The organism is Bilifractor sp. LCP19S3_H10, assembly GCF_052119185.1.
Lineage (GTDB): Bacteria > Bacillota > Clostridia > Lachnospirales > Lachnospiraceae > Bilifractor.
Window position 1 is genome coordinate 48,948 of record NZ_JBQKFT010000007.1, and the last position, 12,197, is coordinate 61,144.

General features: G+C 45.4%; 12 protein-coding genes. 3 read left to right on the top strand and 9 right to left on the bottom strand.

Annotation, left to right across the window (positions count from 1 at the left end):
* Positions 1–37 precede the first annotated feature (37 nt).
* A complete protein-coding gene (tnpA, locus tag ACTQZS_RS07365) occupies positions 38–406 on the top strand; it encodes an IS66 family insertion sequence element accessory protein TnpA (RefSeq protein ID WP_441475248.1) in 369 nt (122 codons plus the stop codon).
* Between the two features lie 237 nt (positions 407–643).
* Here the strand turns inward: tnpA and ACTQZS_RS07370 are convergent, their stop codons facing one another.
* Together ACTQZS_RS07370 and ACTQZS_RS07375 are read right to left on the bottom strand one after the other, a co-directional pair.
* The gene (locus ACTQZS_RS07370) at positions 644–1,018 is read right to left on the bottom strand and encodes a hypothetical protein (RefSeq protein ID WP_441475249.1); all 375 of its coding nucleotides are present in this window, start codon (positions 1,016–1,018) and stop codon (positions 644–646) included.
* A 59-nt stretch (positions 1,019–1,077) separates the two neighbouring features.
* Positions 1,078–1,719, bottom strand: a complete 642-nt coding sequence (locus ACTQZS_RS07375; RefSeq protein WP_441475250.1) for a hypothetical protein — start codon at positions 1,717–1,719, stop codon at positions 1,078–1,080.
* A 249-nt stretch (positions 1,720–1,968) separates the two neighbouring features.
* Between ACTQZS_RS07375 and ACTQZS_RS07380 the strand changes: the two genes are divergently transcribed.
* Complete coding sequence (locus tag ACTQZS_RS07380; RefSeq protein WP_441475251.1) at positions 1,969–3,897, top strand: DEAD/DEAH box helicase; 1,929 nt, start codon at positions 1,969–1,971, stop codon at positions 3,895–3,897.
* 60 nt (positions 3,898–3,957) lie between these two features.
* Here ACTQZS_RS07380 and ACTQZS_RS07385 read toward each other — a convergent pair whose 3' ends face one another.
* From ACTQZS_RS07385 to ACTQZS_RS07395, 3 genes are all read right to left on the bottom strand, one after another.
* Positions 3,958–4,779 carry a TIGR02452 family protein gene (locus tag ACTQZS_RS07385; RefSeq protein WP_441475252.1) on the bottom strand — a complete coding sequence of 274 codons (822 nt, stop codon included), beginning with the start codon at positions 4,777–4,779 and terminating at the stop codon, positions 3,958–3,960.
* Positions 4,780–4,971: 192 nt separating this feature from the next.
* Entirely contained in the window at positions 4,972–5,202 is a 231-nt protein-coding gene (locus tag ACTQZS_RS07390) for a hypothetical protein (protein ID WP_441475253.1), read from the bottom strand.
* A 54-nt stretch (positions 5,203–5,256) separates the two neighbouring features.
* On the bottom strand, positions 5,257–6,585 hold the full coding sequence (locus ACTQZS_RS07395; protein WP_441475254.1) for a VirD4-like conjugal transfer protein, CD1115 family: 1,329 nt from the start codon (positions 6,583–6,585) through the stop codon (positions 5,257–5,259).
* A gap of 918 nt (positions 6,586–7,503) precedes the next feature.
* Here ACTQZS_RS07395 and ACTQZS_RS07400 point away from each other — a divergent pair.
* Positions 7,504–8,493: a hypothetical protein gene (locus ACTQZS_RS07400; RefSeq protein ID WP_441475255.1), complete on the top strand. Its 990-nt coding sequence runs from the start codon at positions 7,504–7,506 to the stop codon at positions 8,491–8,493.
* Positions 8,494–8,537: 44 nt separating this feature from the next.
* Here the strand turns inward: ACTQZS_RS07400 and ACTQZS_RS07405 are convergent, their stop codons facing one another.
* From ACTQZS_RS07405 to ACTQZS_RS07420, 4 genes are all read right to left on the bottom strand, one after another.
* Complete coding sequence (locus ACTQZS_RS07405) at positions 8,538–9,104, bottom strand: RNA 2'-phosphotransferase (protein WP_441475256.1); 567 nt, start codon at positions 9,102–9,104, stop codon at positions 8,538–8,540.
* Between the two features lie 173 nt (positions 9,105–9,277).
* On the bottom strand, positions 9,278–10,336 hold the full coding sequence (locus ACTQZS_RS07410; RefSeq protein WP_441475257.1) for a macro domain-containing protein: 1,059 nt from the start codon (positions 10,334–10,336) through the stop codon (positions 9,278–9,280).
* 43 nt (positions 10,337–10,379) lie between these two features.
* A complete protein-coding gene (locus ACTQZS_RS07415; protein WP_441475258.1) occupies positions 10,380–11,216 on the bottom strand; it encodes a TIGR02452 family protein in 837 nt (278 codons plus the stop codon).
* A gap of 69 nt (positions 11,217–11,285) precedes the next feature.
* Complete coding sequence (locus ACTQZS_RS07420) at positions 11,286–12,179, bottom strand: metallophosphoesterase family protein (protein ID WP_441475259.1); 894 nt, start codon at positions 12,177–12,179, stop codon at positions 11,286–11,288.
* Positions 12,180–12,197: the final 18 nt, after the last annotated feature.

Sequence of the window (12,197 nt, forward strand, 5' to 3'; positions counted from 1 at the left end):
AAGATTTTTTCGACTATTCCAAAGGTGACTAAGGACCATGGACAAGATTACTTCCGATGTCCGTCATCAACGGTGGCTTGATATCATCCATGCCTGTAATGCCAGCGGTCTTACAAGAAAGGTCTGGTGTGAACAGAACGGTATCAAGATCAAAACCTTTTATTACTGGCAGCATCAGTTGCGCCGTGAGGTGCACGATGCACAGATGGCGGCCCTTCCCGCTGAACCTGAAGTTACTTTTGCCGAGGTTGCTCTTCCGGCACCTCCTAAACCGGTGTCGTATTCTGCAATAGATTTCTGGCCGGCAACTGTCATCCGGATCCGCATCCTGACAATCAGAGTATCGAATCATGCATTTAGAGAGGTGCTTTCTCTTATCAGGTCAGTAATGAAAAATGCTACGTGATCTTTCAAATCTTCAGAAGAAATACCAGTTTATCAGCGGGGAATGTTTCTCATGGATCAGGCTCAATATACAGTCTGGCCTATCCGTGACCGGTGTCCGGGTGTCCGCCCCAAGATCCCCATCATCGAAAACACTGTGCGGATCTTCATGCGTGATCAGGATATCCGGCTTTTCCCTCAGGAGAGTGTCTTCCGCATGTTTCCGATCGCTGTCACACGGTATCTCCTTCGACCGTTATCAAACATCTGGTTTATCAGGTGATATTATAAGGCTTTCCAGCCATCGAATCGATTTCACGTATTCATCTGAATGTTCCATAAGCGGTGCACGGTCATACATATTATTCATGGCATCTATTGCTTTGGCTTCATCTTCCTTTTTTACCTGGATAAAGTATACCGTACAATGCGGGTAATCGGGATGCCGGTATTCACTATGTGCCGGATACCAGACCCGTATTTTGCTGCTGATAAAAAAACGATCCAGAAAAAAATCGCCGTCATCAAGTAAAAGGTCCAGAACTGCATACTCGCATCTTCCCCTGATTTTCGCCCAGAATCCTGGTTTCAGTCTGACCCAGTTTTTTCCGAAGGTAACTGTTCTTGCTGTCATGGCTCTCCCCTTTGATGCTTCCTTTTCAACAGATGCTGTATTGTGTTCGGCATAGTTCTTTAATCCCACAGATTATGAAAATATTTCGAGAACAGTCTGAAAAATCCATCCTTGCATTTTTCGCGATATTGGAAGAGGGCATCCTCTTCCTTCCAATATGCGTTGAAAATATTTTTATATTCCGGCAGTTCGCTCATGAAATGACAGATCTGCGTTCCCTCTTTTCTGCCCTTTTCCAGTTCCTCTTCTGTGCAGAGCTTTTCCCCGCACGATCCATATTTCTCTGAAAATTCCGACTTGCATCTGTCATAGTCTTCCTGATACGGGTTTTTCCTTCTGCATGTATTTTCATTCATTTCATTGAGCAGAAAAATTAATTTATTCAGCTCCTTTGTCCACGTCTCGTGGATATCTGCTTCATCATCCGTCCGGTTTGGATCTCCGTCTTCTTTTCCCGCAAGGTCCGGGCTGCCGTCCCGATTGTCCCGGAGATATGTCAGCATCCCTGGCATCACCTTCATAAACCAGGTGTCGATGTCCCAGGTGTCACGAAAACAGAAGCCATATCGAACTCGTTCATAGGCACACAGGCAGCTCTCAAAGAAAATCTCCAGTGTCTTAAGCGGCGTTCCGCCCTTCCAGCCGGTAAAGCCGACAATGGAAAGACCAGTCATTTTACTCTTTTTTTTCTTTCCGCACATTTCGTTTTTTCCTCCTGTTACATCAGTTTTCAACATCCTGATCAAATTTCATATAACTTCTGATATTTCTGTACCGACACTATATTCACGCGTGAAGGAACAAGTGATACAGTAGAACTATAAGCCGTTAACGTTAAGCGGGGAAACATGCTTGAAAACGGGCCGGTAAAATCAAAGCTGCGATAATACGGTAAAACAATTTTGGACAAACCTATTTGCGATATTATGAATAACAACAAAAGAACAGTCATGCCGGCAGGCATACAAGAATTAAGAGATTACCAAAAAGAGTGTATTGATGTCGTGAACAGTCTTCCCGACGGGAGCCGTACTGTCGTAGCTCTCGCAACCGGTCTTGGAAAGACACTGGTGGCTGCCAATCTCGATTTTCATGGCAGGGTATTATGGCTTTCTCACCGCGATGAACTGGTATATCAGCCTCAAAAATATTTTTCCGCCAGAGGCATGAGCTTCGGTGTGGAAAAAGCCGACAAAACTTCGAATTGCGAGGACGTCGTCAGTGCCAGCATACAAAGTATCAGCAGAGACGGTCGACTTCAATCGTTCTCGCCATATGCATTTGACACCATCATACTTGACGAGGCGCAACATGCTGTCGCTGATACGTATAAAAAAGTAGTTCATTACTTCCATCCGCGCAAACTTATCGGTCTGACGGCTACGCCGAAACGCGCTGACGGACAGGAACTTGATGAAATTTTCGATTCCGTCTGCTTCTGCCGTGACATGAAGTGGGGGATTCTGAACGGATATCTTTCAGACCTTCGGTATCTGCGTATTACAACCAGTTATCATCTGACCGGAGTCGCACTGACAGCAGGCGACTATTCATCCGGATCTCTTTCCAGCACAATGAGAAACTCAAATAATGACAGTGTTACTGCCAGAGCTTACATCGAGCACGCAAGAGGAAAACAGACTTTAATTTACTGCCCGACCATTGAACGATGTGAATCCGTTTTTCGTATATTACGGCGGTTGCTGCCAGAATTCGAGCGATGTACAGTGGCGATGTTGTCCGGAACCGATGACCCGGATCATCGCAGCTGGGTAATTAACAGCTATCGCCGCGGATATATACACGCAATTGTTAATTGCATGATATTGACAGAGGGGACGGATCTGCCATCAACGGAGGTGATCATCAACGACCGCCCGACAAAAAACGACGTCCTGTATGAACAGATTATCGGCCGTGGTGTCCGTCTATATCCGGGGAAGGAGAGCTGTCTGATAATTGATATCTTACCGGGGGATTGGTCGGACGACCCGCCATGCAATGCGCTGGCACTGTTTGGCATCGACCCCGCCCTGCTTCCCGATGACTGTGATAAAAAGATTTCCCACAGTGAGATAAAACTTGCAGAAAATTCCGGGGGGCTTTGCAAGGCACAGGATTCCGAACTTGGTGCCCTGTTGCAACGCATTGACCTTTCTGCGCGAACCTGTCTTATGTTGTCAGAAGACTTTGAGGCGGTGATCCGTAGCAAAGCTGCTGATGGTTACAAGGCTCTTGCCCGGGAAATCAAGGATCGTATAGAACCGGATGACGATGATGGACTCTGTGTCCATCGCAGTTATCTGAACGGCTATTCGCGTTATATCAAGTCTGCCTTTGACGGGAAAATCTGGATCTCTGATCCGGATGACGAAGGCAAGGTTCATGCTTTTTTTGAAATACCCCACTTGAAGTGCATCTCCGAACCGATGGAGGAAAAAGAAATGCTTCATCTGATTCGCGCATATCTGGAAACCACCCGGAAGTATAAGTGGTTCCTGTGGGATAAGACGTCTCGAAGGGCATCTGAATGCAACAGAATTACGGATTCTCAGAAAAAATACATTGAAAGACTATATCGTAATGATGGAATGTCCGGACAGACATCTGAGCTCAACACACGGGAAGCAGATGACCTGATCAGTTGGAAAACTGATCAGCAGAAGGTGCAATCCGAATTTAAAAAAATCATGAAGCAGCAGGCCGATTCTCATAAAAGCCCTAAAAGCAACGACTATCGGAAGTGGCTGAAAAGCGCCATGGCAGAAGAACGCTCCCGGATGAATCTCTCTGAGGTGACGAAAGCAAATTGGGAGCAGATAAAGTCACGTGCCGAAAAATCCCTGACCGCAGCTGCGGATTCACAACAATGCGGATGAATCCGCGGTTCCATTTGCGGAATTGTATCATGCGCTGTATCTGGAGATCTTTTCCCGTATTTAAACTTCGAATATTTTTTTGAACCGCTCATGATTATCATGGCAGGGATTGTGCGCCTTCGGAATGGCGAAAACTACGGCTTCAAAAGCATCCGCAAGTCCTTCGTCGACCAGCACATATTTAAATGCGGCTGCAACTTCCCGAGGGTCATTGCGAAAGGCACCACATCCCCAGGCTCCGAGAGTGATCGTGTGTATTTTTCTCGAGACGGCTACACAGAGCATCTGTCTGATTCTGTGACGATAGTATTCCCGCAGCCGGTCATCAGATATATCCCTTGCCCTTCCCATTCTGTTTGGTGCAGCCATAGTCACAACTGAAGTCGTGAAAGGCCTTTCGCGGAAGGAAAGATCCCGGTTCCTGAAGACTTCAACGCAGGGAGAAACAAGCAGGTAGTCGGTATCAAAATCTCTGACATTCTGGTTAGCCGCGTACATCTGATTCGCTTCCCTGGAATTTATCGAAGCATATAAGGTTGACTGGCGGCACAGAGCTTCCTCCTGTGCGTTAGCCCCTGTCAGATATCCCCCTCCTGAATGGCGCGCATTTGCAAAGTTCATGACCATGTCCGTTTGTATGCCAAAAGAATCTGTATTTTCGACAGAAATTTTATTATTTCCTGCAGAATGCCTGAATCCGGTTGTTTTTTCATACTGTCTGACACACTCCTCGACGCGGCCGGGGGAGTACACTTCAACACGCTGGTGTTCTGAGAGAGGATGATTCAGTGTTATATCATGGCCGTTCACATGATAGCCGTTATTTCTGACGATCGTCCTGTTTTCGTTACAAACCTCCATATTCCTGTCACGATGACTCATATCAACATTCCTCCTGGATTTTTTTTTTGCCGTCAATGCGGATCAGATAATTGATTTTCATGTAAGATTAATATAGCATCAAAGCGCTACATAAAGGTTGCGTGTCATGCAACTTCGGCTTTTAATTGTTAAACCACTGTCTTCCGTCTGCTGCCCGGAAATTCGGCTCAGAAGGAAAAGAGCATCGGATGATTATCTGGCTTCAATCTTAATCCCGGCCTGCAGAGCCTTCGTGAGAAAATCATCCTTGTCCTTAATGCCATACTCGGAAGCCTCCTTCACAGCTACATCAAGAGGCAGGTAGCCAGCGGCTGTATGACGGTATATAGTCAGCAATGCTCCCTTTGCCCTTCCAATTTCCTTACCCTTTGCCATTCCAATTTCTTTACCCCTGTTTTCCAAGCGTTCTGCAACGTCACACATATTATGCACCTCCTAAAAATCATAATCACAACGAATCTATTGGTATCTGGTATTTCATGCTTTATTATCGTTTTCCATCGGTTTTATTTGCAGCTTCTCGAGAAAGCGATCAAGCTGAATGATTCTGGCATTGACAGGCTGCTGCCCACGTCTGAAAATCCAACAGGTTCCAACAGGCATATTCAGGATATTCGTAATCGGCTGATCAACGCGGCGGGCAACATGCTGCGCTGTTTCTATATCATTTCCGCCGAGATACACACACGTATCGCACGTTCCGAGTATTGTCCTTCCGTCTTCGCCGTATGCGCTTGATAACTGTGACTCCGACTGAATGGTGATCATGGCGGAAATTCCTCTTGACCGGATAGATGAGATCATTCGGGGAAAATCCGCGATCCGGACGTTTGTAGCAAAGTCATCCAAAATAAACCGTACATCGATGGGAAGCCGGCTGTTTTCATGGGAATCGGCCACCCGGCACAGTTCATGTATCGCCTGCGTCAGAAAAAGATTTGCCATCATGTCCATGGATCTGTCTGTGTCGGACACAACAACGAAAAGCGCGGTTTTATGTTCTCCAATATCTTCCAGTCGGACGGTGTCTTTGTGGAGAAGACGACGGCATTCTTTTGTATCAAATACTGCGAGGTGGGCATTCAGCGTGATAATTATGCTTTTCAGCGTTTTACATACAGCCTGTCTGAAACGCGAATAGCATCGATAAGAAAAATCATCCGGATCAGTACGGCCAATGTTTTCAAATAGCGCATCTGTTGCGCTTTGGTAGGTTTCATCATATTCATCCGGCTCACACCCCTGGATCAGGGAGAGCATATTCTGAATTGTACGCTCCTTTTCAGCAGCATGTAAATACAGATAGGAAATGACGGCTACCAAAAAAAGCTCCGCAGCCGCATCCCAGAAAGGATCCGCCCTTTTTTCGGCTGTATCGGATGCGTATATAATCATGTGTGCTGTTTTCAGACAATCCTGTTCACTGTGAATATAATGAAAAAAATTATATCCGCATGAAGTCTGGTCACCGGGGTCGGAAAAATTCAGCTTACGCACAGCATATCCTTTCCTTTTCAGATACGCCGCATGTCTGTTTATTAAGTTGCCCTTGGGATCCGCAATTACATAACTTCCGATAGCCTGTAGGAGGTTTGGCTCCACAATACTTCTTGTCTTGCCGCTGCCGGATGCGCCGGCTATGCAGACGTTGTTATTTAATTGTGTCACACGGTCATTGAGATCATAATAAGCGCCCTCCGCCAGGATCATTTTATTCTTCAGATTTTCCATGCAATTTCTTCTGCTGTTTTGTCCCTTCGGACCTGCCCCATAAACCCTTTTTATCTCAATGACTGGCTTATCCATAAATTGTCTTCCCCTTGTACGTCGGTGATGTTTTCTGCCTCTTTGATCATTTTACAAGTTTCTGGCATCAGAAACGTTGCACGGCATGCAATTTTTAAGTTTTCTTTTTTTACGTCCTTGATGCAATCATGTGGCGGAATCCCACGAAAAGGATACAGTCACAAAACCTCCGCTTCGTATTTTTGCTTTCATGGCGTATTCCTTCTTCTTTTTTAGTTGCGAAGATGAACATACGTATGTTTTTCATTGTAATACAAAACAAAAGATAAGAGAATGGACGCATACCGCAATCATTAATGTAAAGCGTATTGCAAATTTGATAACGGAATGATTCTATACTCCAGCCGCGCGGTTTATTTCTGAATCAGTATCAAATATAGACATCAACTTATCGTCGGCATTATCGTATAATAAAGAAAATTGGCAAAATGAGCGAGGAATTCATCATGCACAGCTATGGCAATAAAGAAAAATATACGTCTTCAGAAATTCTTTTCATGAACAAAGATTCCATTGTTGCCACAGGTTTGCTTGCACAAAGGGATGACGCAGTACAGCTCACGGAAGTGAAAGGTAAACTCCCGTTGGGGCTGAAATTGCCAACCTCGTGGATTGAGAACAGGAAAGCCTCCAGTCACAATCATCAGCTGCTGGACTTAATGATCCAATGTGGCTGCGACACGTTGTCCGGCTTCATCGATTTCACGCATGCAGCGTCATTAAATGACACCTTCTGGGTAAAAAGAGCAGATGATGATGCCGAATGGAATGACATTTCTTTATATCGCAATGATTTCAATGAAACAATCTCGAACGCATCTTTCTATGGCTCTGGCATGTCAGTGATCGACCTGTCGTCCCCGTCTCCGGAACTGGTCATGGATGGTTCATTCCCAAAGTGCGTAAAAAGGGAAACGGATGGAATTTACCTGTACAAAAGAGGACTTGGAGCATACGGCCAACGGCAGGCTGGAACCCTATGGGGAAGTGCTGACAGGCGAGATCGCTTCAAAAATATGCGGCGACTCTGTCCATTATGATCTGGTCAGATTGCACAGGATTCCTGCGAGCCGCTGCCGCCTTTTTACGGATGAAAAATATGGCTATGTCCCCATGTCCGCAGTTGCCCCGAATCAGAAATCGATCGCGGATGTCCTGTCTTATATGGCTGCCTTTCCTGATGACTCGGAAGAGCGTTTCCGCGAAATGGTCGTCTGCGATGCGATCACTTTCAATCAGGACCGGCATTTTGGTAATTTCGGCATTATCATCGATAATGATACGGTGACACCGCTTCGAATGGCGCCGGTTTTTGACTTTAATCTGGCTTTCCTGCCCTATGTTCTCGATTCTGAATTTGAACACATCGGGGACAAACTTCTGGAATACGGGCCGAAAATCGGAGATGATTTCACGAGAATCGGCCAAAAGGTATTAACTGACAGCATTGCTGACAGGCTGAAAGACCTGAAGGATTTTTCATTCAGTTTCGAATGCGACGGTACTTTTTCAAAGGAGCGCATGGAAAAAATAAAATCCATGATCAACCGGCAGATCGATGCCGTTCTCTCCAGAGAAGTGCTGTATACCAGAGATGTTTTTGTTCCGGAACTGCAGTTGGAAAAACAGAAAACAGTAAACGAAGTCCATAGAAGGCTGACCGAAGCATATTCCAAACTCGAAGTACTGGCCGGCGATCACAACTTCCTGATCAGTACATCAGAGGATGAGGAAACGCAGCTGATATGCATCGAACCGGAAGACCCGGATCGTCCAACTTTGTATATAGACTTTCTGGCAAACGAAATCAAAGCTGAGCAAAATGCAAAAAAGGTGCCGATTACAGATCTTCCGGATGAATACAGCGCATTTATCGATACCGCGGAAAAATATCTCAAAACGCCGTAACGATTTAGCATTCTGCAAAAATCTCTATGTCAGTAATTTTCGTGCTATACAAGAATTTTGAGATATTGCGGCGGTATCGGATCACTGAGCCACACAGCATCGTTACCAATATAGAAAATTATACCATCTTCGTTCGCTTTTTTTGCGTCCACCTGAAGAATCGCCGGATATGAGTCCCGCCGTAATCCCACCTGTCGGGCCGTTTCCTGATCTTCCGACAGATGTACATATTGACGTCCCATGGGAAGAAGACCGTCTTTCCTGATACTTTTCAGGAATCGGTGAGCCGTGCCATGATATAGAATGTCCGGAGGGGTGGCCTGCTTTTTACAAATACGAACAGGGATAGAATGACCGTAGAGGGCACGGATTTTTGATCCGGCTATCTCAAACCGCTTCTTGTCGGAATGGTCTGCTACATATTGAAGATCTTCTATTGTCAGCTTTGGCCGGTAGCCATTTACGGAATTCATCGCTTTCAGAAATTTTTTCAGATCAGTGAACCCTTCTTCGTCAAGGGTAATCCCGTATTTGTCCGGATCATGGCGTAGTGCATAAGCCATCTTCTTTCCGATATTTTTCACCCAGCTGTCTGTTTCATAAACACTCATAATATCTCCCGCGGTCCAAAACATTATCCGCATCCGTTTGTGACAGATTCTCTAATGTCCGCTTTTTTATGAAGCTTGTTTTATGATCTACCAAAGCCGTCAGCATCGTACCGCTGCCGGCATCAATAGTCATTTTTAAAATGTTTCTTTCTCTGCTGCAGAAAAACACCCGTTTACTTCATCGCTTTGCAGTATTCTTCTACATAATCTCTATCTCTGCTGCTGTCGTTTTCAGCCTTTTTAATAAATTCCTGTGCGATTTTATCCTCTTTATAGATATCCGGAGCAGGAAACATTCCTGCGCTGGTCATTAGTTTCTGTACAGTAATATCGGTCGCATGCAGTGCTATGGCAATCTTATATACTGTGCTCCGGCTGGGTTTATAACCATTGTTTTTCATTCGGGACAGAATGCTCTTATCCAAATGAACTTTACACTTATTCAAAATAATGTCTGCATCTTCCTGTTCTTCCATATGATTCCTTTTTGCATATTCTTGAGCACACTTTCTCACACAATCATAGAATGCAGACGTTCTTTTTTTCTGTGTTCCCTGCCTTTTTATCTCATTTATTTCATTTACCGACTTATCGCTCATCCGCCTGCCGGCACTGCTCAGGTTTGGCGGATAGTTATTGCGATTCGTTTTTCTTTCCTCCGTCAAAAGCTGCAGCTTTGATTTTCCCAGTTCGTCCAGACTTCCCAGCACCCTCTGGTACATTTCTGCCCCATCGCCGTAGTATAAAAGATAAAGTGTACATGGCATATCGGAATTGTTAAATGCAAAGAATACTGCTTCTCCCAGCTGCACAGCGAGAGCCGTTTCCAGGGGGCAGTTGTCAGCACCGGCTGCCAGCAGAGGTAATGAAACCTCAAAATTTTTATTGTCCTTGTTATACTGCACCTGATACTCTTTTATTGTCTCAAAAACATTTTGATAGCATTCACGCAAAACCTTTATTCTATCAGTGCCTTCTGCCTCTTTTCCAGGTCCGACCGCATGGATGACAAACTGCGCATTTTTATAGTCACCGGCTTCTGTCAGCTCACAGCTTCCGCGCCTGATGTCTCCAATTTTATTTCTCAGGTCTTTCAGTGCTTCCCCGCCCTGCTGATAAAGCCCTTTCTCTATGCCACTGCCGCCGGCACATTCCGCCTTCGGATTGGCTGGTATCACTATGATATCGACCGGCAGTTTAAGGATATCCATGCGATAAGCTTTGATCTGCATTTATTCTTTACCCCCTCTTCTGCTACTATTATTACTATGAAGTTCATTTCAACACTTCATTAAATGTCCGGTAATTTTCGCTGTTTTTATTGGGAATGGCAAAGCGGATTTGTGAAAACAGCCTTCCATAGCCTTCCTTAACCAGCACATCACGAAACGCCTCTGCTACCTCACGAGGATCATTCTTAAAGGCACCACACCCCCAGGCGCCAAGTGTAATACTCTTATATCCATTATCTGCCGCTATGCAGAGGATATCCCTAATCCGGTCCCGGTAGTATTTCCGAAGCTTTGAAAGTGGGACGCCGGCAGCTCTTCGATTAAGATTCGGCGCAGCAGCTGTTATTACTGCGGTAGTAAACGGCTTATTTTTCAGCGAAAGATCCCGTTGACGAAATACCTCCACGCAGGGTGAAAGCAGTGTATATCTGGTATCAAGGTCTGTAACATTTTCATTGAATTTATACATCGTACTTTTTGCTTTGTGCGAGTCGATAGAAGCGTACAGAGTTGACTGACGGCACAGGGCTTCTTCCTGCGCGAATGCTCCCGTTAGATATCCTCCTCCCGGACGCCGAGCACTTGCGAAATTGAGAACGCAATCTGTCGGGACAGCAAAACTGTCCTCGTCAGCCACAGTCATTACCCCGATCCTTCTTCTAATCTCATCAGACTGCAATTGATCGATAAACGCGCTCTCCAACTCATCCAGTTGATCCGGTGAGTAGACGATCACTCTCTGATGATCATTGAGAGAATGTGAAAAAGATATATGCTGAGCACCTGATCCTATGCCTGTCACGTACCCATTATTTCTCACGATATTTCTGTTTTCCCGGCATATCTCTTTATTGAAATCCCTTTTATCTCCGTACATCATTCCGTTTCCCTCCTTATATTTACTATAGATCACGTTCTATTATTCTGCGTTGCGCATTGTGCAAAATTTTTAAAATTTCAGGCTGTCATTCCACCATCGTTCTGCTCCTACGTCTTCTCCCCAGTTTAGTTCAGCAGTCAGGGTGCCATCCGGAAGACGGTAGTATTCCGGATTCAGACACCTGGCAGCTTCAATCTTCTGAAACAGGCAGCGAAATCGGATGCCGTCTATTTCTGCCACCCTGTCTTTATGGTGATGTCCAAAATACCAAGTCATAACTGGAATTTCATTTCGACGGATCATGCCAAAGATCCTGTCAAACCGCTCCGATACCGGATTTGGATGGTATCCATACATATTGAAGGCTTCATACACCTTATATGGTGCCTCATGCGTGATGATGATATCCGGGCGCTCCTTCAGAAGCATTTTCTCCGCATGCCTCCACTCCTCTTCTGTTGGTATTTCTTCCGGCCACCACGACTTGTAGGGTATCCGTCTGTCTTTATCATTGGACTCAGCACCGCCCATGCACCAGATCCTGTGGCCGGCGATGTGCAGTACTTCCCCACGCATCACATGATATACGTGCGGCCGTATCTGGTGACACTTTGCACCGGCATATTCCACAACCGGATAGGATGCCAGCGCCGAAAAATTTTCGTGATTCCCGTCAATGAAAAGTGTCGTAAAATGCCGCATTTCATAGAATTTAAGGAAATAGTCATCGGACCTGCTTTCACTTCCGTCGTCATTTCTTCCGGACCATATGCCACCGAAATCACCGGCAATGATCAGCACATCATTCCTCGTCATGGTTTTCTGTTCCGGAAAACGCTGCATATTCAGCTTCATCCAGTCCATATCTGCGTGCGTATCACCTGTCACACAGACATAGGGATGCGTGCCAAATTCCAGCTCATTCGGATTTACAAGAGAATTCTCTCTCCAGTATTCTTTCATGATAATAAATCTCCGAAT

What these genes read in the sequence shown, in the direction of transcription:
- tnpA (WP_441475248.1), top strand. Translation starts at nt 38, where the DNA reads ATGGACAAGATTACTTCCGATGTCCGTCATCAACGGTGGCTTGATATC.
- ACTQZS_RS07370 (WP_441475249.1), bottom strand. Translation starts at nt 1,018, where the DNA reads ATGACAGCAAGAACAGTTACCTTCGGAAAAAACTGGGTCAGACTGAAA.
- ACTQZS_RS07375 (WP_441475250.1), bottom strand. Translation starts at nt 1,719, where the DNA reads ATGTGCGGAAAGAAAAAAAAGAGTAAAATGACTGGTCTTTCCATTGTC.
- ACTQZS_RS07380 (WP_441475251.1), top strand. Translation starts at nt 1,969, where the DNA reads ATGCCGGCAGGCATACAAGAATTAAGAGATTACCAAAAAGAGTGTATT.
- ACTQZS_RS07385 (WP_441475252.1), bottom strand. Translation starts at nt 4,779, where the DNA reads ATGAGTCATCGTGACAGGAATATGGAGGTTTGTAACGAAAACAGGACG.
- ACTQZS_RS07390 (WP_441475253.1), bottom strand. Translation starts at nt 5,202, where the DNA reads ATGTGTGACGTTGCAGAACGCTTGGAAAACAGGGGTAAAGAAATTGGA.
- ACTQZS_RS07395 (WP_441475254.1), bottom strand. Translation starts at nt 6,585, where the DNA reads ATGGATAAGCCAGTCATTGAGATAAAAAGGGTTTATGGGGCAGGTCCG.
- ACTQZS_RS07400 (WP_441475255.1), top strand. Translation starts at nt 7,504, where the DNA reads ATGGAATTTACCTGTACAAAAGAGGACTTGGAGCATACGGCCAACGGC.
- ACTQZS_RS07405 (WP_441475256.1), bottom strand. Translation starts at nt 9,104, where the DNA reads ATGAGTGTTTATGAAACAGACAGCTGGGTGAAAAATATCGGAAAGAAG.
- ACTQZS_RS07410 (WP_441475257.1), bottom strand. Translation starts at nt 10,336, where the DNA reads ATGCAGATCAAAGCTTATCGCATGGATATCCTTAAACTGCCGGTCGAT.
- ACTQZS_RS07415 (WP_441475258.1), bottom strand. Translation starts at nt 11,216, where the DNA reads ATGATGTACGGAGATAAAAGGGATTTCAATAAAGAGATATGCCGGGAA.
- ACTQZS_RS07420 (WP_441475259.1), bottom strand. Translation starts at nt 12,179, where the DNA reads ATGAAAGAATACTGGAGAGAGAATTCTCTTGTAAATCCGAATGAGCTG.